Origin of the sequence: Tamlana sp. I1 (assembly GCF_015355625.1) — a bacterium.
In the GTDB taxonomy this organism is placed as follows: Bacteria; Bacteroidota; Bacteroidia; order Flavobacteriales; family Flavobacteriaceae; genus Pseudotamlana.
On the sequence record NZ_JACLAF010000008.1, the window covers coordinates 166,753 to 186,858 of the forward strand.

Consider the following 20,106-nt stretch of genomic DNA (forward strand, 5'->3'; position numbering starts at 1 on the left):
TCAGTCACAAAAATAGGGTTAGGCTTAGCAGCTTTGGGCAGACCAGAATATATAAATATTAGAACAAATCACGATATTGATAAATCGGAAACAGCCTTTAAAAACACGACATTTTCGGTTTTAAATGAAGCCTATAAATTGGGTGTTAGATATTTTGATACGGCACCATCGTATGGAAAAGGTGAAGCTTTTCTGCAGGAATGGAATCTGAAAAATAATCATAACGATGTTGTTTTAGGAACCAAATGGGGGTATACCTATGTCGCAAATTGGCAGCTTGACTACGCGGGGAAGCATGAAATTAAAGAGCATTCTTTAGGGAAATTATTGGAGCAATGGGAGGTTTCTAAACACATGCTTCCTAACTTAAAATATTACCAAGTACATTCGGCAACATTTGATAGTGGTATTTTAGAAAATCAAGCTGTTTTAGCGGAACTACATCGTATTAAAGAAACTACAGGGTTACATATTGGAATAACTACAAGTGGTGAAAATCAAAAAGAGGTCATTTCTGAAGCTTTAAAAATTGAAGTGAATGGCAATCTTTTATTTGATAGCTTTCAAGTGTCTTTTAATGTGTTTGAACAATCTACATTTGAAGTTTTATGCACGCTTATTAAAAGCGGAAAAACGGTAATTATTAAGGAAGCTCTGGCTAACGGACGTGTTTTTGAAAGTGAAAACTTCCCGAAATATCAAGCAGCTTACAAAGTATTGAAGCAATTATCTGAAAAACACAAAGTTGGTGCCGATGCTATTGCTTTGCGTTTTGTTATCGATGTCTTGCAGCCTGCTTATGTGTTAAGCGGCGCTTCAAATGTTCAGCAATTAAAAGCCAATTTAAAAGCACTTGATTTTAACTTATCCGAAGAAGAAATCAATGTGTTAAAGTCTATTCAAACCAAACCCGAATTTTATTGGAACGAGCGTAGTGAACTGGCTTGGAATTAACTTATTTTTTTAGAGCCTTCAACATTTATTGTATTTTTAATCAAAATAAAACGATTACGGGTTAATTTAAAATTAAATTTATCAAACAATTGATAAAATATTCTCGTAGCCGTGCATTATTTAATAGATTTACAGCGTAAAAAGAAGGAATAGCAATGACTACGGTTGACGATTTATTAAAACTCTTGGTTTTAGAAAAGGTAAATGACTACGTTTTCAATGGTATAAGTAAAACTATAGGAAGCCCGATTGTTTTCGGGGGGCAAGTTTTAGCCCAGGCCATTAATGCTGCACGCAGAACCGTTTCAAATCAAAGAATTTTACATTCCATGCATGCCTATTTTTTAGAGGCAGGAAATCTAGATTCGCCAATTACTTATAATGTTGCTATAGTTAGAGATGGAGGCAGTTTTTCGGTGCGTCGTGTAACGGCCTATCAAAATGAAAACACCATATTTATTTTAGCAGCATCTTTTCATAAAGAAGAAACCGGTTATAATCATCAAATAGAAATGAAATCAGGTTTAAAACAGCCTGAAGAATTATTAAGTTGGACCGATATTTTACATCAATTTGGTGATTATTTGCCAAAAGGATTAAAATCTTTTTTTGAAGTAGATCGCCCCATAGAATTTAAACCAACCGAAATTGTAAATCCGTTAGAGCGAAAAGATTTACCACCGTTTACAGATGTTTGGTTTAAGCTAAAAGGTGATGCTAAAAATTTAGATTTGGCAACAAAACAACAAATTCTAACTTATATTTCAGATTATAACATTTTAGTTTCTGCGCTTAACCCGCATGCTAGTAAAGCACATTGGGGAAATACGCAAACAGCAAGTTTAGACCATTCTATGTGGTTTTTTAGAGATTTCGATTTTAACGATTGGTTGCTGTTTTCTATGGAATCACCTAGTGCATCAAGCGCCAGAGGATTTGCTAGAGGAAATATTTACACACGAAACGGCGAATTAATCGCATCGGTAGCTCAAGAAGGTTTAATGCGTCCAATTGAAAAAAAATGACAAACAAAATTTTAAAAATAGGGCATCGCGGTGCCAAAGGCCACTTAGCAGAAAACACATTAGAATCCATTAAAAAAGGAATGGATATTGGTGTGGATGGTATTGAAATAGATATTCACAGGTGTGCATCTGGAGAATTGGTGGTATTTCACGATTTTACTTTAAACCGCGTGACCGATGGTGAGGGTGAAATTTCTGCACATACCCTTAATAACTTGAAAAAAGTTAAAGTTAAAGGCCGTTATCAAATCCCAACCTTATCGCAGGTTTTAGCTTTTATAGACAACAAATGTTTGTTGAATATTGAGTTAAAAGGACGTGATACCGTAAAGGAAGCGTGTAGACTTATCGATTTTTTTGTTGAAAAAAAGGGCTGGTCGTATGATAATATTATCGTGTCGAGTTTTCAATTTAACTTATTAGAGGAAGTCTATAACATCAATAAAAATATTCCTATTGGTGTGCTTACCAATACGCATTTGGATGAAGCCGTAGCATTTGCAAAACGTGTTGAAGCGGTGTCTATTCATCCTAATTATACCATGCTTACCCCTGAAAATGTATTAGAATTACAACGCGAGTACAAAGTTATTGCCTATACTGTAAATAATTTGAAACCTATTGAACGTATGATAGAGTATGGTGTTGATGGGATTATTTCAGATTATCCAGATAGAATATGATAAAAAAAGACGTCATTATTGTTGGTGGTGGAGCAGCTGGTTTTTTTGCAGCTATAAATATTGCAGAGCAAAACCCAGATTTGAAGGTGGCGATTTTAGAACGTGCCAAAGCAGGTTTAGCTAAAGTAAAAGTCTCTGGCGGCGGTCGCTGTAATGTTACGCATGCCGAATTTACTCCTTCGGAATTGGTGCAGAATTATCCGCGTGGCGAAAAGGAATTATTAGGGCCTTTTCATCAATTTATGACGGGCGATACCATCGCATGGTTTGAAGAACGCGGTGTTGAGCTAAAAATTGAAGACGACGGCCGCATGTTTCCGGTTTCAAATTCATCCCAAACTATAATTGATTGTTTTTTAAGTGAAGCTGAAAAGCATCAGGTTGATGTTTTTTATAATTATGCTGTAAAATCTATTGAAAATCAGGATGATGAATTTCATATAGAAACTTCTGAAGGTTCTTTTTCTTCAAATAAAATTTTAATAGCAACAGGCAGTAATCCTAAAATCTGGAAGCTTTTAGAAAACTTAGGACACACCGTTTCGCAACCCGTACCTTCGTTATTCACATTTAATATTAAAGACGAACGCATTCAGGATATTCCTGGCGTTGTGGCATCGCATGTAGAGGTAAAAGTTCTAGGCACCGATTTATGGAGCGAAGGCCCGTTGCTAATTACGCATTGGGGCATGAGTGCGCCTTCCATTTTAAAATTATCGGCTTTTGGAGCCTTAGAATTGGCTAAACGCGATTATAAATTTCAAATAGAAATCAATTTTATAAAACAATCTTTTGAGGATTGTTTGGAGGTTTTAAAAGCCTTAAAAAAAGAATTAGCTAAAAAAACAGTGTTTAAATCCACGCAATTTGATTTACCAAAACGCCTATGGCATAAATTGGTTTTAGCTTCAAATATGGTAGAAGAAACCCGTTGGGCCGATTTAAATAAAGCACAATTAGAAGCTTTGGCTTCTCAGTTAACAAAAGCAATTTTTAACGTTGAAGGGAAAAGCACGTTTAAGGAAGAATTTGTAACGGCTGGCGGAGTAAATCTTAAAGAAATCAACTTTAAAACCTTTGAAAGTAAACGTATTAAAAACCTATATTTTGCCGGCGAAGTATTAAATATTGATGCTATTACAGGTGGTTTTAATTTCCAAAATGCCTGGACTGGGGCTTTTATTGCAGCTCGAGATATAGCGAAGTCGTTTTAAAGATCTATTTAAAAATAAGCTAGGATTGATATATTTTTTATATATTTAGTATATATAATCTATATCATGGGAAAAACAAAAAAACTTATCGAATTAGACGATAAAGCCATTGAAATTCTAGAAAAACAAGCCAAACTCGAAAAGCGCTCGTTAAAAAACTATATTGAATATACTTTAGAAGAACAAGCTGTGCGTTTTAGTGAGCCTTCCGAAGCCTATAAGGCGATGATGGATGATATGTTAGATAAGATGGAGAAGAATGAAATAAATTTCATATCAATGGACGCTGTTAAGAAAAAGTATGGTTTATAAATTGATTATTACCCCAGAAGCTTTTAGGGAAATTGATTTAGCAGTTTGTTATTTTAAAACGAAAAACATTGAAGATTCGTTTTTGAAGGAGCTCAGTGAGCAAATAACATTTTTGGAAAAACATCCTTTAACAAGACAGGTTCGTTACAAAAACATTAGAATCCATCTGTTTGAAAAATTCAATTATTCATTTCATTATGTGGTGGTTGATGATGAAGTACGAATATTGAGTTTTCTCAACCAAAAACAAGATTTTTAAATGAAAACCTATATCGCGCTTTTAAGAGGCATTAATGTAAGCGGACAAAAGAAAATCCCTATGGCAGAACTTCGTGAGTTGCTTTCTGGTAGTGGATTAGAAAGCGTTCAAACCTATATTCAAAGTGGGAATGTATTGTTGCAATCTTCCGAAGAAAATCTTCAAAAATTAGAATTAAAAATACATCAAGCTATTAAATCACATTTTGGTTTTGATGTGCCTGTTTTGGTGAAAACACCCCAAATGCTTCGGGATATTTTTGATAGTTGTCCGTTTTCCGAAGAAAAAAAACAGAACAGTTATTTCACATTTTTATATGCAGTGCCAAATCCAGAAATTGTTGACGAACTTTCAAAAACAAGCTATCCCAACGAAGAATTTGTAATCACTAAAAACTGCATTTATTTCTATAGTAGTGTTGGTTACGGGCGCGCAAAGTGCAGTAATAATTTTTTCGAACGAAAGCTGAAAACAACTGCAACAGCACGAAATTATAAAACCATGGTCAAGCTTTTAGATTTGTCTGAAGCTTATAAAAAAGACCAATAGATATTTCTTATTTTTGCAATCGTATTAAACAATTTAAAGTTGGGTAAAAGGCTTTATTTGTTGAAATTTAAGAAATGACAGAGCAAAATTTTATTCCAAAACCCTATACCAATTCAATTCAACAAGGCCGCTATACATGGTCGTCACCCAGTAACATTGCATTGGTAAAATATTGGGGTAAAAAGAAGGATCAAATCCCAGAAAACCCATCTATTAGTTTTACTTTAAATAACTGTAAAACGACTACGACTTTAAGTTTTTCAAAAAAAACAGATAAGGAAGCGTTTTCATTTGAGGTGTATTTGGATGGTGAAAAAAAAGAGAGTTTTAAATCTAAAATAGAAACTTTTTTTAATCGTGTTGAGGTGTATTTACCATTTTTAAAAGCCTATCATTTTAAAATTGAAACGTCTAATACTTTTCCTCATAGTTCAGGAATTGCGTCTTCAGCTTCAGGAATGAGTGCTTTGGCCTTGTGTTTAATGAGTGTTGAAAAGGCATTACTAGGTGGTTCTGTCATTCCGAGCGTAGTCGAGGAATCTCAAGCGGAAACTTATTTCATTCAAAAAGCCTCATTTTTAGCCCGTTTGGGTTCTGGGTCTGCATGCAGAAGTCTGGAAGGTGATTTGGTAGTTTGGGGTAAAAGTGAAGCAATTGAAGGCAGCTCAGATTTGTTTGGAGTAAAGTTTCCACACCAAGTCCATGAGGTGTTTAAAAATTACCAAGACACCATTTTGTTGGTGGATAAAGGTGAAAAAGTGGTGAGTAGCACGGTTGGACATAATTTGATGCACGGACACCCTTTTGCACAGGAACGTTTTAAGCAAGCCGATAAAAATTTAAAAACGATTACCGAAATTTTAAAATCGGGTGATTTGGATGCGTTTATTGCTCTGGTGGAAAGTGAAGCCTTAACGCTTCATGCTATGATGATGACCAGTATGCCGTATTTCATTTTAATGAAACCTAATACTTTAGAAATCATCAATAAAATATGGGCGTTTAGAAAAGAAACCGGTTCTAAAGTGTGTTTTACACTAGATGCAGGCGCAAACGTTCATGTGTTATATCCTGAAAATGAAACCAATCTCGTTTTGAACTTCATTAAAGATGAATTAGTTGCGTTTTGTCAGAAAGGTCAGTACATCGTCGATAAAATTGGTTTTGGAGCTCAAGAATTATCAATTTACAAATAACAATTAGCAATTAAGTTTGTTTTGATATTTATAATACTACAAATGTAGATTCAGGTAAAGAAATAATCAATTTAAATATTTCTGAGTATCTTTGCTCCTGAATTTGATTTTGAATGTTTTAGCTAGAATGATTAAAACTTCAAAAGAAAAATAATTGTCAATTATTAATTGTCATTTGTCAATTGAAGCATATATGAAAGGACCTTTATTTTATTCTAAAATTTTACTTTTCGGAGAGTACGGCATCATTAAAGATTCTAAAGGCTTATCCATTCCTTATAATTTTTATAACGGTGCATTAAAAAAATCTGAAAATCCTTCAGAAACCGCAATAAAATCTAATGCTAGTTTAAAACGTTTTGCCGAATATCTTCAAACTATAGATAGCGATTTAGTACGTTTTGATAGTGCACTTTTGTTAGCGGATGTTAATTCTGGGATGTATTTCGATTCGTCTATTCCGCAAGGTTATGGTGTAGGAAGTAGCGGGGCTTTAGTGGCTGCGATTTACGATCAATACGCTTTTGATAAAATAACCGTTCTTGAAAATTTAACCAGAGAAAAGTTATTAAAACTAAAAACGGTTTTTGCTGCGATGGAATCTTTTTTCCACGGAAAATCCTCTGGATTAGATCCTTTAAATAGCTATTTAAGCATTCCAATTCTTATTAATTCCAAAGATAATATTGAAGCTACAGGCATTCCTGCACAACAAAGTGAGGGTAAAGGCGCTGTATTTTTAATAGACAGTGGTATTGTTGGCGAAACTGCGCCAATGGTGAATTTGTTTATGGAAAGCATGAAGCAAGAAGGTTTTCGTAACATGCTTAAAACACAGTTTATAAAACATACCGATGCTTGTGTGGACGATTTTTTAAAAGGCAACATCAAATCGTTGTTTAAAAACACCAAACAGCTTTCAAAAATTGTTTTGAGTCATTTTAAACCTATGATTCCTCAGCAATTTCATGAACTTTGGAAAAAAGGCATCGAAACAAATAATTACTACCTAAAACTTTGTGGTTCTGGCGGTGGTGGTTATATTCTTGGTTTTACCGAAGACATAGAAAAAGCGCAAGAAGCTTTAGCAGATTACACATTGGAAGTGGTTTATAATTTCTAAATTTGGCTGTTATCCCGAGTGCTACTATTTACGGGTTTCATCAAAAAATATTTTTATGTTAAACCGAAAACAGAAACACATCCTACTTAAGTTTTTCAGTATGTTTTCCGTGGTTCGGGGCTATAATATTTTAATCGTAATTATAGCACAGTATTTAACTTCTATTTACATTTTGGCCCATGACAAGCCTTTAAAAGAAGTGGTTTCAGATCTTAATTTGTTTATGTTGGTTTTGGCGTCTTCGGCCACTATTGCAGGGGGCTATATTATTAATAATTTTTACGATTCGGAGAAAGATTTGATCAATCGGCCTATAAAATCTAGGTTGGATAAATTGGTGAGCCAAACTACAAAATTGTCTTTCTATTTTGTGCTTAATTTTATGGCGGTAGTTATGGCGAGCTATGTGTCGTTTCACGCAGTTGTATTCTTTTCGGCTTATATTTTTGGAATTTGGTTGTATTCACATAAATTAAAAAAACTGCCTTTTATTGGGAATTTAACCTCGGCGGTGCTAACTATTACGCCGTTTTTCGCGATTTTCTTGTATTATAAAAACTTTGAAACCGTAATTTTTGTACACGCGGTGTTTTTGTTTTTAATGATTTCTATGCGCGAATTAACCAAAGATTTAGAAAACATTAAAGGTGATATCGCTCAAAACTATGTAACCATTCCAGTGGCTTACGGCGAAAAAGTTTCAAAAGTAATGCTTACGGTTTTAGCCATTTTAACGTTAGTTCCAACTTATCTTTTATTGTTTAAATTCCAAGTTGGGCATATGGATATTTTCTTTTATCTCAGTATTTTTTTATTAGGGGTGTTTTTAATATTACTATGGAAATCGAACGCTAAAATTCATTATTTAATTCTTCATAATATTCTTAAATTTATCATTCTCGCAGGCGTTTTTAGTATTTTACTAATTGATGTTAATGTGATTTTAAATAGAATTTAAAAGCGGATTGAAAACAAAGTAAATCTGAAATATTTAGTCATGAAAATTCAAAATAGCCAGCTTGAAGATTTAGAAAAGGTTTCCTGCTATTTACATTCATAGAATTTCTACAGATCCAAATTTTAGAGGTCGGAATCTGGTTGTCATTAATTATTATAAAACATGCAACTTTGATTTTTTAGGATTATCAAGGCTTCATAATAATTCCGAACTGCCTGCCCATTATATAAATGCTACGGTGAGTTTGTTTCAGTTAACTGTTTGATGATATTTTCATCTAAAAAAAAACACAATTAATTGACGTAATGAAATAAGATTAATCTTATATTTATGTGGTAAAGTGTTCAATGTTAAATATCTAGTAATATTTGTATTTGATTGAGTTACAGTCCTAAATTCAACTTAGCTTGTAAAAATATTTTAAAATTATAGATTCTTTAAAATATGGAGAAAGCCGAAAATCCGTGATAGAGTAGGCGTAATATATAGAAATTAAGAAAATGGACAAACAGGAATTTAAAGCAAAAGCAAAGGAAAGCATTGACGAAATTGTTTCAAAAATCGATGAAATAGAAAGTAAAAGCGATAAGCTAAAAGATGAAATTAGTAAAAAATATGATGAAGAGCTGGCTGTTTTAAAAACAAAAAAAGATAAACTTCAAGCAAAGTATGATCAGCTTGAAGATGCCACAGAAGACGAATGGGAAGATGTGAAAAAATCTTTTTCTTCAGCATCAGAGTCCTTTAAAGAGGGTTTTTCAAATTTATTTTCAATGTTCAAATAATAGAAGTAGAACGCATTTTGAAAAAATGATTTGTTTTATTCTGCGATAATAAGTGAAATTATTGGGTGATTTTATAAAGTTTGTTTTCCCTTTTGTTTCGTTTATACTCGCAGATTTTATTTTTAGTACAGCAGGCAAGATGTAAAACAAAGGTAAGTGTATTTGCAATACAGCGTAATTAATGCACAAAACAGCTTTCTTAAATAAGAAGTCGTAATTTTAAGTATATCTTTGCAAAAAAATATTAAGTCATGAACAGACATCAAGGGAGTAAAGGAAAAGGAAAGCCATCGGGACGCGGTCATGGAAACACACGTTCAGAAAGTCATGCAAGAGGAAATGCGCCTATAAAAAAAGCTAGTGCAACACCAAAAAAAACACCATCAGCACCTAAAAAAACGGGAAATCCTGATGAAATTAGGTTAAATAAATATGTGGCGAATTCGGGCATGTGTTCACGCCGTGAAGCCGATGTGCATATCGCAACAGGATTAGTTTCCGTAAACGGAAAAGTGATTGTTGAAATGGGTTATAAAGTAAAGCCTGGGGATGAGGTACGTTACGACGGTGCAAGAATTAACCCAGAAAAAAAAGCATACGTTTTACTAAATAAACCAAAAGGCTTTGCAACCACGACTAGCGAAGGGAAAGGACGTACGGTTATGGATTTGGTAGCTAATGCAACAACATCTAGAATAAAGCCAGTTGGTCGCTTAGGAAGAAACTCTAAAGGCTTATTGTTTTTTACTAATGATGATGCCATTGCTGCAAAATTTACAAATTCTAAACATGGTGTAGCCCGTTTATTTCATGTAGAGTTAGATAAAAACTTAAAACTTGAAGATTTAAAAAAGATTCAAGCAGGATTTAAGTTTGAAGGAAAACTTATTGAGGTTGAAGAAATTAGTTATATAGATGGCGCGGCTAAAAAAGAAATAGGTTTAAAAATTAAAAATACAGGAAACACCATTATTCGTACTATTTTCGATTATTTTAAATACGATATTATCAATTTAGACTGTGTGGCTATTGGACCACTTACTAAAAAAGATATTCCGCGTGGTAGCTGGAAACATTTAACAGAGCAGGAGCTTAATATGCTTAAAATGCTTTAGTATTTAAGATATAAAATTTTGTAATCAGCACGCTAAACTTTGATGTTTAGCGTGCTGATTTTATTTTAAGCCGGTTCTGTCTCGTTACCCTGAATTTATTTCAGGGTCGCATCAAACATGATGTAATAATCGGTTGAAACTCATAAAAGAATTAAGAATACTTTTCGAACACCCTAATCACCAGAAATATCTTCTAACACCAAAAAAGAAAAGTAACAACAAGAAAAATTATGCTACAACAGTATCGTTTTTTAGTATTTTAGAACGCTGTGAGTAGGAAGGCAAGAAACTTTCAAGATGATGATGCCGTTTTAGAGATGGATAAGCTAGGTTTTTTTGGGCTGAAGGCACTAGTAGATACTAGCGCTAGCAGGGGTATTTGTTTTCCTTAGAAAATCTAAAAACATACTAAACATATAAAAAAATGCACTATGAGTAAGTCAAATTATAAAATGAATTGGTATGACTATTTAGTCTATTCTGTAATTTCGATAGCTCTCGCTTTAGCTATAGCCTTTAAGTGGTTTTCAGCAATGATAGGAGGTAGACCTTATAGTGAGCTAAGTTCGTCTAAATCTTCTGGTTTAGCCTACATGGTATCAATAATTGAACAGCGCAATTGGAGGTTTGTATTAGTAATAACATTTTTTTTATAGCTCTACTGTATATAAAAAAAGCAATAAAAATTTATAACGAAAACAAATAAGACTTCCTATAGGTAAAGTCCGCTAGCGCGAGCGTCCCGCTCGTGAGATAGTAATCGAAATAGTATTATAAAAAATGACGCTACAAAGTTGATTGAGCCGTTTGGTTTTGCTAAAGAAATAAAGTATTTAAGGGAAAATGATGTTAACCAAGTAAAATTTAAAGATGGCTCAGTATTAGATTTAAATAGTGTGGATTTAGATAATATCGGTTTGGATTGGAAAACTCATTGGAAATATGATAAGTAAATAAAGAATAGCATGAATATAATAAATAAAAGATTTAGATGTAAAACGGTAATACCTCACGTAATATATAATGATATACAGTCTGGTAGTAGAGTTACGGATATATACATATATATATAATAAAACAGTTACTTTGACATATCATTCATACTCAAAAGAGACAGACGAATATATAGTTAAGAGCGATAATAAATCTAATAAGTTTGAACCTTTAGATAATAAGGAAACAGTAAAACAAACCTTAAATAGAAGTATAGAAAGTGGTAATGATCCTACAGTTAAAGAATACCAGATAGATAAAAATACAATTATCATGACTGAGACTAATATTGACGGTAAAGTCATTGTAAGATTTAAAGGAGAAATTTTACTTGATGGTGATGCTATAAGAGGTGTTTTTTATAATAAGGGCGAACAAGTAACCCCTATGCGAGTATACTACAATGTAGATAAACCGTTGCCTAACCCACTATTGCCAGATAATGACATAAATGAAAATATATAAATGAACCCTATACTATTAATATTAGCATTATTGTTTTTAATACCAATAACTAAGGAAATTAGGCTATTAATACGTGTAAAATGGTATTCAAAAAGAATTATTGGACAAGTTACTAATGATATAATAATAAAAGAAACTTTTACAAGATATTATGTTTCAATATTACAAGGCGGCAAATATAGGTCTATAAAAATATCATATAAATTTAGATTTAATAACAAAGAGTATAAAATTGTTAATGATGATTTAGTTTTTTCTCCTAAATCTAAATTCAATAAATTAAAAAAAGATGATAACATTGATATATATGTATATTCAAAAAATAATGAAATAAAAAACACATGGCTTTTTAAGCCGACAATTATGAGAGTAATTCCGTTAATGTTATTGTTTATAATGTTATTGATTGTGGCTTATTTGTCAGCTGACATGTATTGGGATAATTAGAAATCCTATGCTAGTGCTAGTATCTACTAATGCAGTCAAAGAAAATGAAAGCGAGAATTAGATTGCAATATGTAGAAAGTACAAGTTTAGCTTTGAAAAATGAAACTATTACCCAAATAAAGCCAGTTGGCAATAGAGCGAAAAAGTTTCTTACGAGTGGATGAATTACCTCAAAATATAAATATTGAAAACTCTGTAGACTTTTATGTCAATGATTTTGCAACAGATGGATATGGTATTTACAAAAAGGCATTTTAATAAATATGACAGCAAAAGAGCTTAAAACATTTCTAAGTAATGCATTTAAAGAAAAATTAAGTCCATTAGGATTTAAGAAAATAAGAGATAATTATGTGCTAACTGAGGGTGATAGAACTTATTCTTTAACGTTTAATAGTTTGAATTACGATAATTCTTACCGAACATCATTTAGTGCTTTTACAGGTTATATAATAGTCAATAAAATACTTCAAAGAGCTTTAGGAGAAGATGAACAAAAAGTTAATAAAACAAAAATAGGTGATCAAATATACCTAACACAAGTAATACTTTGGGAACAAGGAAATTATCTTTGTAAGGATTACGATATTTACACATTGAAAGAAGCTAAAAAAGCTGTTGACGAAATAGTTGAACACTTTACAGATAATATTCTTCCAGAGTTTAAGAAAATAAATAGTCTATTTGATTTTGACCAATTGTTTAACTTAGGGGATTATATAAAAAACAGTAAACGTCTGAAATTAGATATTATGTGTGCATTGGTAATTGCAAAGTTAGTTTCAAACCCAAATTACAATAGTCTTAGTAAAAATTATCAAAAGAGAATAGACCATTTTAGCGAATGGGATAAAAAAGAAGTGAATAATCTAATTCAATATTTAGAATCCAACTCTGGAAAATTTGAAAATCACCCTGCATAAGCTCTTTTAGTTTTAATATCTCCCCGCAAGCGCGAGCGTCCCGCTCGTGACGTTAGGAGTAGGAAGGAATAACATGAGAAAAAAGATAGGTGTAAAAAATTAAAATAATACTATTAAAAACCTGCTTTTAGTTTGTTTTCCAGCACAATAAAAATGCTTGCCCTAGCAGTTAAGGGAGGACAAAAGTAATAAGGCTAAGCATAACAAATGAGTAGAAAATATAAATCCCATACCCAAACAGTAGCTTATTTTATAACCTTCTCAACTGTGTATTGGTTAGATATTTTTACAAGACAATAAAAAAAAGCACATGTTTTTGAACAAACAAACCCTAACGTTTTATGAAAACTAAATTAGAATTAGGTGTATATCGTTTTTTTAACGAGGCTAACAAAACTTTCGAAACCATAATATTAACTAGAGGTTTTAATAAATTTTATTGGTCCGTTAATAAATATAAAACTTTAGATTTTTCGGTACTAAAAAAAGGACTATTTGGTAAAAGAAAAACTACGAATAAAACACTCGAACTAAACTTCTTTAATAACGAACACCCTCAATTAAAAGGAGAAATACTATCTGAAACTAGTTTTAAAATTAATGATGATGGTACCCCTAAAATTTTCAAAAAAGAAAACGACCTAAAGGACCTAAACAATAAAGAAATAGCCTTAAAATCTACCTTATTTATTTTTATTGCCGCTTGTATTTATTTTATATACGCTCTGTTAAATCCATATTTTAATGCTTCATTAGAAAATCAGCATACAAGTACGGAAATTCCAATAGCTATCGAGGTATTAACAACAAAAAACACTTTTGTTACATCAAAAGGCGTAGGTAAACTTAGGTTTCCTGTAATTAAGGAAGAAGAACAGGTTAGTTTATGTGTTAAAACAAAAAACAATTTGTACACGACACGCTATTATAATGCTCTTGGCGAAAAACTACAAACGGTGTTGCCTATAAAAAAACATAACAGAACAAAAAATAAACTTTGATGTTAACCAAATAGTAAAGATTAATACGCTGTATAACAATAACAATGATATTACCGAATTGCGTATTAACGATGTAACGATAAAAGCTTTTAAAGCGAAGAAAATGACACAAATAACAACGACACCGGTGGTTGTCGTTAGCATTCTTTTGCTAAGTTTTATTTTTTTACTAATTTTCCTATGGAATGAACCTTAATTGGCACGCTTTCATAAACATATTTTTTAGAAATAAGAAAAAAACACCCAGATAAATCACCATATCACACAAAGATTTTAACCTATGAAAATAGCAGAAAAACGTAAGCAACTATTTGATAGTTTAACTCCAGTATTAAAACCTAAAGGGTTTAAATTATTTAAAACAGGCGGAAACCCATGTTATATTTACTATAAAAATGATATAGCTATAGATTTAGGGTTTAACTTTTTTAAACTTGGAGATATAACTTTTTCTAGTTACGGTATTACACACTACGAAGTTGAAGACTATATTTTAGCATTAAATAAATTTCCTGAAGTTTTTAAGGAAAAAAAGAAAGATCATTTGAATACTGTATACCAATGGGAAACCAAATGTATTCATGGTTTTGACGCAAACACACCCGAAGAAATTGAACAAGGTATAGAGTTGATAAACACCTACATAAACGGTGAGGGACAAACTTTTTTAGACACCTATATGTATTTGCCAAATATTCTTAAAAGAATGGATGAATTGGAAGCTAAAGGAAGTTCTTGGCAAGACATATTAGCTGGTACTTTAGATGCATATTTTAGAGTTTTAATTATCTCTAAATTATGTAATGATTCTAATTATGAATCTAAAAAAGCATTAGTGGATTTAATATTTGAAAAACCAGGTTATGAAAATTGGATCCCCTTCTATGAAAAACTAAAACTTGTTTTACCCACAATACAACCAAAATATAATTTAGATCATTAGAAATTCCCTAGCAATCAGGTTCTGTCTCGTCACCCTGAATTTATTTCAGTGTCGCATCAAACTTGTTTTGTGACATAATAGCGGGGATTTAAGGTATAAGTCCGCGCTATTAGATCTCTCGCAGGTAGGTTAATTGAACTGCTTGCTTCTTTAATTTGGGGCTGTAAAATTGTTTTTTCATATTTCTAAGATATTTGTTTTGTAACAAACGGTCTTTAATTTTATGTCCGAGTAAAGGTCGCAACGCCATTATTTTCGGGCTAAAAATTCTTTTGCAGTCAAAACAGGAATTTTTGAGTTTTTAAAGTCTCTTTTATTTCGTGTGATTATTATGTCTATTTGATTTTCAAAAGCAGAGTAATATTGTAATCTGTCTTCAAAATCTGGAAAATTATCATCACTCAAGGCTAATTCTGTAATCTTATCATCTAAACTTAATAACTCAACAAGCACTTTAAATTTTCTTAATATTTCTCTAGCTTCTTTTGCTGATTTGAGTTTTGAAAGAATATAATTTGTATTTGCAAAGGTTAAGGATGAAATGGTGAGTTCTAGTTCTTTTTTGTCCGCACGAGAAAATAAATCGGCAGCCTCATCATAGAATTTATCTCTTTTTGAAAGTAAATCTATTACGATGTTGGTGTCAATCAATAATCTGCTCATTTGTATTTCTCGATTAGGTAATCAGTATAAGCATCTTTTACATCAAAATCTTCATCAAGTGTAATTACTCCACTTAAACTTTCAACAAGAGGTGTTATTTCTGTTGAGTTCTTTGTCCGTTTAGTGAGCGTAGTTAAATAAGATTCGATAAGTTTAGATAAGCTAATGTTATTTGATTTGGCATATTTTTTTGCACTTTCAATAATTGCTTGGTCTAAGCTCAATGTCAATTTTTTATCCATAATAATTGTTTTACGTACAAATTTAATAAATTATTACGTAAAGTTGATTTTGTTACAGAATTTTTTGTGTGTGGCTAACGTCAGTTTGTCTCAAAACTACCAATTAAAATTTAAGGATAGATTAAAAAGAAAGGATTAACAAAGAATAGTCGTACAATACGGTTTTTGGCAAAAAAAAACAGAAAATACTGGTACTATTTTTGTCTTTAATGCCGTATCATGCTTTAGAATCCCGATCCAAGGCACCCTCAGAAAGCTTCTTTTAGCATGTCGTTTATGGCTTAAGGAGAGGCGTCGAGAAGGAGATTATATTTAAAATTTAGCGGTTCTAGGCTTCGCTCGAACATCGTGGTGATGAAATTTTTGTTGATTTTCAAGATTGTAAATAAAAGGATTCAGACCCTTCAGGTTTTGAAACCTGAAGGGTCTTTTGGAAAAACCAAAAACCAAAAACCAAACTCCAATCTCCGGGTTAGGGATAGCAGTGGAAATCCTTTTTTTGCTGAATAAATTAAAAGACCATTGTGTTAACTAGGGTTTAGTTTACATACGAAAACCTAGAGGCATAACAAAAAAAGATTGCAACGAATAGCCCGACCCTTGGGTAACCCCCAAAATATAGCTTTGAAAAAGGCATTCATAAAGTTTTCAAAAAAAAACTAAAAAAAAGTTTGTAATTCAATTTTTTGTTTTTCATTTGCACTCTATTTAGCTGAACAAATTGAACACTGTTTCTATGTTCGGGCTTTTGAAAATTAGGAAGTCATATTCAAAAGCAGCTTACCGATTAAGCGACCGAATTTTAAAGCTAACTTCCGTATCACCCATATATGCGATCCAGCATAAATACGGCTTTGTGCCCACTACCGAACGCGAAATTCAAGTTTGATTCCATTTATTTTTTATTATCTTAACACGTAGTTAATCTACTATTTACATCTTTAACTTTTTTAAAAACAGTACATTGAATACTAAATATATTGATTTAATTAATCAAACTTTTGATTTCCCGCAAGAGGAATTTAAAGTTGATAAAGGCGAATTGCATTTTCATGATATTGACCTCATGCAACTTACAAAACAGTACGGCGCACCTTTAAAATTCACCTACTTACCGCAAATTTCTAACAATATTAATAAGGCGAAAAGTTGGTTTGCTAATGCGATTGAAAAGTACGATTACAAAGGCAAATACAATTATTGCTATTGTACAAAAAGCTCGCATTTTAAGCATGTTTTAGACGAGGCTTTGAAGAATGATATTCATATTGAAACCTCTTCGGCGTTTGATATTGATATTATTGAAAACCTTAAAGCCGAAGGTAAAATTACCGATGAAACCTTTGTAATTAGCAACGGTTTTAAGCGCGCACAATACATTACAAATATTGCACGATTAATTAATAACGGCCACAAAAATGCGATTCCGATTATTGATAATTACGAGGAAATTGATTTGCTTTCGCAAGAGATTACAGGCAAATTTAATGTGGGGATTCGAATTGCTTCGGAAGAGGAGCCTAAGTTCGAGTTTTATACCTCTAGATTAGGTATTGGTTATAAGAATATTGTGCCTTTTTACAAAAATCAAATCGCTAATAATGATAAAGTTGAGCTTAAAATGCTACACTTTTTTATTAATACAGGCATTCGAGATAACGCGTATTATTGGAACGAATTACACAAATGTTTGAAGGTATACACAAGCCTGAAAAAGATTTGTCCGACTTTAAATAGTTTGAATATTGGAGGTGGTTTCCCGATAAAGGCGTCTTTAGGTTTCGATTTTGATTATGAATATATGGTTGATGAAATTGTAAATCAAATTAAATTAACCTGTGATGCTGAAGGGGTAGAAGTGCCAAATATTTTTACCGAATTTGGAAGTTTTACCGTTGGCGAAAGTGGCGGCGCGATTTACGAAGTGCTTTACCAAAAACAACAAAACGATCGTGAGAAATGGAATATGATAAACTCATCGTTTATCACCACATTGCCAGATACTTGGGCTATAAATAAACGTTTTATTTTACTGCCATTAAACCGCTGGCAAGAAAGTTACGAGCGTGTGTTATTAGGTGGTTTAACCTGCGATAGTGACGATTATTACAATAGCGAGCAGCACATGAACGCGATTTATATGCCAAAATACAATAAAGATAAACCCTTATATATTGGCTTTTTTAATACAGGCGCTTACCAGGAAACCATTGGTGGTTTTGGTGGTTTGCAGCACTGCTTAATTCCGTCGCCAAAGCATGTTTTAATTAACAAAGATGCCGATGGAAATTTAACAACAACATTATTTAGTGAACAACAAAAAAGTGAAGACTTACTTAAAATTTTAGGTTATGAGCAATAAGACCTACGCTGGAATTCCAGAAGAATTTGGGAAATTAGAAACCGCAAAAATCGTTTTAATTCCCGTGCCTTATGATGGTACAAGTACTTGGCAAAAAGGTGCCGATAAAGGCCCTGATGCGTTTTTAAATGCTTCGGAAAACATGGAGCTTTACGACATTGAAACGGGTACAGAAGTGTATCAGCAAGGTGTGTTTTTAGCAAATGCGGTAACCGAAAACAGCTCGCCAGAAGCCATGGTTGAAGCGGTACATCAAGCAACTAAAAAATACATTAAGAAAAATAAATTTGTTACCATTTTTGGTGGCGAGCACTCAATTTCTATTGGTACCATTCGTGCTTTTAACGAGATGTACCCAAGTTTAACGGTGTTGCATATTGATGCCCATGCCGATTTACGTAAGGAATACGATGGCACAACTTGCAATCATGCTTGTGCGGTTTACGAAGCGAGCCAAACCACGAATTTAATTCAGGTGGGAATCCGTTCGATGGACGTGATGGAAAAAACCGTTATGGATGAAGAGAAAACCTATTTCGCTCATGAAATGGCTGTTGATGATACGTGGATGGATTCGGCTATCGATCAAATGACCGATAATGTATTTATCACCTTCGATTTAGATGCCTTCGACCCATCGATTATGCCAAGCACAGGCACCCCAGAACCAGGCGGTTTACTGTGGTACGAAACTTTAGATTTCTTAAAACAAGTGTTTGCCGAGAAAAATGTAGTAGGCTTTGATATTGTTGAACTGTGTCCGAATAAAAAGGAGAAGTCATCAGATTTCCTAGCAGCAAAATTGTATTATAAAATGTTAAGTTATAAATTTATGGACGAAGCCATAGATGACGATTACGATAATGCCTTCGATAATTCAAAACAAAAAAATAACGCATCAAAATTTACTGAAGACGATGAGTACTAAAGGACCAATTTCGCAATTTATAGAAAAACATTATTTACATTTTAATGCTGCTGCCTTAGTAGACGCTGCAAAGGGTTACGAGGCACAGTTAGAATCTGGAGCTAAAATGTTAGTGTCGCTTGCGGGTGCGATGAGTACCGCCGAATTAGGTAAAAGTTTTGCCGAAATGATTCGTCAAGATAAAGTGCAAATTATTTCTTGTACAGGGGCAAACCTTGAAGAGGATATCATGAATTTGGTAGCACACTCACACTATAAACGTGTGCCAAACTACCGCGATTTAACCCCTCAAGAAGAGTGGGATTTGTTAGAAAAAGGCCTAAATCGTGTAACCGATACCTGTATCCCAGAACATGAAGCGTTTAGACGTTTGCAAAGTCATATTGTTGAAATTTGGAAAGAAGCTGAAGCGAAAGGCGAACGCTATTTACCACATGAATTCATGTACAAAATGTTATTGTCTGGCGTTTTAGAACAATACTACGAAATCGATTTAAAAGATTCTTGGATGTACGCTGCCGCGGAAAAAAACTTGCCAATTGTTTGCCCAGGATGGGAAGACAGTACTATGGGGAATATTTTTGCAAGCTACGTTTTAAAAGGCGAGTTGAAAGCAAGCACCATGAAATCTGGAATTGAATACATGACCTTTTTAGCCGATTGGTACACCGATAATTCTGAAAATGGTATTGGTTTCTTCCAAATTGGCGGTGGTATTGCTGGCGATTTCCCAATTTGTGTAGTGCCAATGCTATATCAAGATATGGAGCGCACCGATACACCATTCTGGAGCTATTTTTGCCAAATAAGCGATTCTACAACCAGTTACGGGTCGTATTCTGGAGCGGTGCCAAACGAAAAAATCACATGGGGAAAATTGGATATTAACACACCAAAATTCATCATAGAAAGTGATGCGACTATCGTTGCACCGTTAATTTTCGCCTACCTTTTAGGGCAATAGCG

23 protein-coding genes are annotated in these 20,106 nt (G+C 33.0%); 21 read left to right on the forward strand and 2 right to left on the reverse strand.

Features of this window, described 5'->3' with window-relative positions; all coding sequences use genetic code 11:
* Window positions 1–12: 12 nt before the first annotated feature.
* From H6X70_RS09000 to H6X70_RS09080, 18 genes are all read left to right on the forward strand, one after another.
* A complete protein-coding gene (locus H6X70_RS09000; protein ID WP_317171464.1) occupies window positions 13–954 on the forward strand; it encodes an aldo/keto reductase in 942 nt (313 codons plus the stop codon).
* A gap of 155 nt (window positions 955–1,109) precedes the next feature.
* Complete coding sequence (locus tag H6X70_RS09005; RefSeq protein WP_194767343.1) at window positions 1,110–1,979, forward strand: acyl-CoA thioesterase; 870 nt, start codon at window positions 1,110–1,112, stop codon at window positions 1,977–1,979.
* Entirely contained in the window at window positions 1,976–2,662 is a 687-nt protein-coding gene (locus tag H6X70_RS09010) for a glycerophosphodiester phosphodiesterase (protein WP_194767344.1), read from the forward strand. Before H6X70_RS09005 ends, H6X70_RS09010 begins: the two co-directional genes overlap by 4 nt.
* Window positions 2,659–3,876: an NAD(P)/FAD-dependent oxidoreductase gene (locus H6X70_RS09015; protein WP_194767345.1), complete on the forward strand. Its 1,218-nt coding sequence runs from the start codon at window positions 2,659–2,661 to the stop codon at window positions 3,874–3,876. The genes H6X70_RS09010 and H6X70_RS09015 overlap by 4 nt, the downstream gene beginning before the upstream one ends.
* A gap of 66 nt (window positions 3,877–3,942) precedes the next feature.
* Entirely contained in the window at window positions 3,943–4,188 is a 246-nt protein-coding gene (locus tag H6X70_RS09020) for a hypothetical protein (protein ID WP_194767346.1), read from the forward strand.
* Window positions 4,189–4,447: 259 nt separating this feature from the next.
* Window positions 4,448–4,996, forward strand: a complete 549-nt coding sequence (locus tag H6X70_RS09025) for a DUF1697 domain-containing protein (protein WP_194767347.1) — start codon at window positions 4,448–4,450, stop codon at window positions 4,994–4,996.
* Between the two features lie 74 nt (window positions 4,997–5,070).
* Window positions 5,071–6,192, forward strand: coding sequence for a diphosphomevalonate/mevalonate 3,5-bisphosphate decarboxylase family protein (locus tag H6X70_RS09030; RefSeq protein WP_194767348.1), 1,122 nt, complete (start codon window positions 5,071–5,073; stop codon window positions 6,190–6,192).
* A 193-nt stretch (window positions 6,193–6,385) separates the two neighbouring features.
* A complete protein-coding gene (locus tag H6X70_RS09035) occupies window positions 6,386–7,315 on the forward strand; it encodes a mevalonate kinase (RefSeq protein ID WP_194767349.1) in 930 nt (309 codons plus the stop codon).
* A gap of 55 nt (window positions 7,316–7,370) precedes the next feature.
* A complete protein-coding gene (locus H6X70_RS09040; protein WP_194767350.1) occupies window positions 7,371–8,273 on the forward strand; it encodes a geranylgeranylglycerol-phosphate geranylgeranyltransferase in 903 nt (300 codons plus the stop codon).
* 500 nt (window positions 8,274–8,773) lie between these two features.
* Window positions 8,774–9,058 (forward strand): hypothetical protein, encoded by a 285-nt coding sequence (locus H6X70_RS09045; RefSeq protein WP_194767351.1) that lies wholly within the window; start codon window positions 8,774–8,776, stop codon window positions 9,056–9,058.
* Between the two features lie 251 nt (window positions 9,059–9,309).
* Complete coding sequence (locus H6X70_RS09050) at window positions 9,310–10,173, forward strand: pseudouridine synthase (RefSeq protein ID WP_194767352.1); 864 nt, start codon at window positions 9,310–9,312, stop codon at window positions 10,171–10,173.
* A 794-nt stretch (window positions 10,174–10,967) separates the two neighbouring features.
* The gene (locus H6X70_RS09055; RefSeq protein ID WP_194767353.1) at window positions 10,968–11,126 is read left to right on the forward strand and encodes a hypothetical protein; all 159 of its coding nucleotides are present in this window, start codon (window positions 10,968–10,970) and stop codon (window positions 11,124–11,126) included.
* Window positions 11,127–11,259: 133 nt separating this feature from the next.
* The gene (locus H6X70_RS09060; RefSeq protein ID WP_194767354.1) at window positions 11,260–11,631 is read left to right on the forward strand and encodes a hypothetical protein; all 372 of its coding nucleotides are present in this window, start codon (window positions 11,260–11,262) and stop codon (window positions 11,629–11,631) included.
* Window positions 11,632–12,078 carry a hypothetical protein gene (locus H6X70_RS09065; protein ID WP_194767355.1) on the forward strand — a complete coding sequence of 149 codons (447 nt, stop codon included), beginning with the start codon at window positions 11,632–11,634 and terminating at the stop codon, window positions 12,076–12,078.
* Window positions 12,079–12,204: 126 nt separating this feature from the next.
* Window positions 12,205–12,336: a hypothetical protein gene (locus H6X70_RS16975; protein WP_262893306.1), complete on the forward strand. Its 132-nt coding sequence runs from the start codon at window positions 12,205–12,207 to the stop codon at window positions 12,334–12,336.
* 5 nt (window positions 12,337–12,341) lie between these two features.
* Window positions 12,342–13,001: a DUF4304 domain-containing protein gene (locus H6X70_RS09070; protein WP_194767356.1), complete on the forward strand. Its 660-nt coding sequence runs from the start codon at window positions 12,342–12,344 to the stop codon at window positions 12,999–13,001.
* A gap of 341 nt (window positions 13,002–13,342) precedes the next feature.
* On the forward strand, window positions 13,343–14,002 hold the full coding sequence (locus H6X70_RS09075) for a hypothetical protein (protein ID WP_194767357.1): 660 nt from the start codon (window positions 13,343–13,345) through the stop codon (window positions 14,000–14,002).
* A gap of 280 nt (window positions 14,003–14,282) precedes the next feature.
* On the forward strand, window positions 14,283–14,945 hold the full coding sequence (locus H6X70_RS09080; RefSeq protein WP_194767358.1) for a hypothetical protein: 663 nt from the start codon (window positions 14,283–14,285) through the stop codon (window positions 14,943–14,945).
* Window positions 14,946–15,194: 249 nt separating this feature from the next.
* On the opposite strand, the gene H6X70_RS09085 is transcribed toward H6X70_RS09080, so the two are convergent.
* Together H6X70_RS09085 and H6X70_RS09090 are read right to left on the reverse strand one after the other, a co-directional pair.
* Window positions 15,195–15,608, reverse strand: coding sequence for a type II toxin-antitoxin system VapC family toxin (locus H6X70_RS09085; protein ID WP_194767359.1), 414 nt, complete (start codon window positions 15,606–15,608; stop codon window positions 15,195–15,197).
* On the reverse strand, window positions 15,605–15,850 hold the full coding sequence (locus H6X70_RS09090) for a DUF6364 family protein (protein WP_194767360.1): 246 nt from the start codon (window positions 15,848–15,850) through the stop codon (window positions 15,605–15,607). The genes H6X70_RS09085 and H6X70_RS09090 overlap by 4 nt, the downstream gene beginning before the upstream one ends.
* 964 nt (window positions 15,851–16,814) lie before the next feature.
* Between H6X70_RS09090 and H6X70_RS09095 the strand changes: the two genes are divergently transcribed.
* The 3 genes from H6X70_RS09095 to H6X70_RS09105 are packed head-to-tail and all read left to right on the forward strand — an operon-like array spanning window position 16,815 to window position 20,104.
* Window positions 16,815–18,212 (forward strand): arginine decarboxylase, encoded by a 1,398-nt coding sequence (locus H6X70_RS09095; RefSeq protein WP_194767361.1) that lies wholly within the window; start codon window positions 16,815–16,817, stop codon window positions 18,210–18,212.
* Entirely contained in the window at window positions 18,202–19,140 is a 939-nt protein-coding gene (speB, locus tag H6X70_RS09100) for an agmatinase (RefSeq protein ID WP_194767362.1), read from the forward strand. The genes H6X70_RS09095 and speB overlap by 11 nt, the downstream gene beginning before the upstream one ends.
* Window positions 19,130–20,104: a deoxyhypusine synthase family protein gene (locus tag H6X70_RS09105; RefSeq protein WP_194767363.1), complete on the forward strand. Its 975-nt coding sequence runs from the start codon at window positions 19,130–19,132 to the stop codon at window positions 20,102–20,104. The genes speB and H6X70_RS09105 overlap by 11 nt, the downstream gene beginning before the upstream one ends.
* Window positions 20,105–20,106 lie beyond the last annotated feature (2 nt).

What these genes read in the sequence shown, in the direction of transcription:
- H6X70_RS09005 (WP_194767343.1), top strand. Translation starts at nt 1,110, where the DNA reads ATGACTACGGTTGACGATTTATTAAAACTCTTGGTTTTAGAAAAGGTA.
- speB (WP_194767362.1), top strand. Translation starts at nt 18,202, where the DNA reads ATGAGCAATAAGACCTACGCTGGAATTCCAGAAGAATTTGGGAAATTA.
- H6X70_RS09030 (WP_194767348.1), top strand. Translation starts at nt 5,071, where the DNA reads ATGACAGAGCAAAATTTTATTCCAAAACCCTATACCAATTCAATTCAA.
- H6X70_RS09085 (WP_194767359.1), bottom strand. Translation starts at nt 15,608, where the DNA reads ATGAGCAGATTATTGATTGACACCAACATCGTAATAGATTTACTTTCA.
- H6X70_RS09065 (WP_194767355.1), top strand. Translation starts at nt 11,632, where the DNA reads ATGAACCCTATACTATTAATATTAGCATTATTGTTTTTAATACCAATA.
- H6X70_RS09080 (WP_194767358.1), top strand. Translation starts at nt 14,283, where the DNA reads ATGAAAATAGCAGAAAAACGTAAGCAACTATTTGATAGTTTAACTCCA.
- H6X70_RS09075 (WP_194767357.1), top strand. Translation starts at nt 13,343, where the DNA reads ATGAAAACTAAATTAGAATTAGGTGTATATCGTTTTTTTAACGAGGCT.
- H6X70_RS09105 (WP_194767363.1), top strand. Translation starts at nt 19,130, where the DNA reads ATGAGTACTAAAGGACCAATTTCGCAATTTATAGAAAAACATTATTTA.
- H6X70_RS09020 (WP_194767346.1), top strand. Translation starts at nt 3,943, where the DNA reads ATGGGAAAAACAAAAAAACTTATCGAATTAGACGATAAAGCCATTGAA.
- H6X70_RS09070 (WP_194767356.1), top strand. Translation starts at nt 12,342, where the DNA reads ATGACAGCAAAAGAGCTTAAAACATTTCTAAGTAATGCATTTAAAGAA.
- H6X70_RS09045 (WP_194767351.1), top strand. Translation starts at nt 8,774, where the DNA reads ATGGACAAACAGGAATTTAAAGCAAAAGCAAAGGAAAGCATTGACGAA.
- H6X70_RS09040 (WP_194767350.1), top strand. Translation starts at nt 7,371, where the DNA reads ATGTTAAACCGAAAACAGAAACACATCCTACTTAAGTTTTTCAGTATG.
- H6X70_RS09035 (WP_194767349.1), top strand. Translation starts at nt 6,386, where the DNA reads ATGAAAGGACCTTTATTTTATTCTAAAATTTTACTTTTCGGAGAGTAC.
- H6X70_RS09010 (WP_194767344.1), top strand. Translation starts at nt 1,976, where the DNA reads ATGACAAACAAAATTTTAAAAATAGGGCATCGCGGTGCCAAAGGCCAC.
- H6X70_RS09050 (WP_194767352.1), top strand. Translation starts at nt 9,310, where the DNA reads ATGAACAGACATCAAGGGAGTAAAGGAAAAGGAAAGCCATCGGGACGC.
- H6X70_RS09090 (WP_194767360.1), bottom strand. Translation starts at nt 15,850, where the DNA reads ATGGATAAAAAATTGACATTGAGCTTAGACCAAGCAATTATTGAAAGT.
- H6X70_RS09025 (WP_194767347.1), top strand. Translation starts at nt 4,448, where the DNA reads ATGAAAACCTATATCGCGCTTTTAAGAGGCATTAATGTAAGCGGACAA.
- H6X70_RS09015 (WP_194767345.1), top strand. Translation starts at nt 2,659, where the DNA reads ATGATAAAAAAAGACGTCATTATTGTTGGTGGTGGAGCAGCTGGTTTT.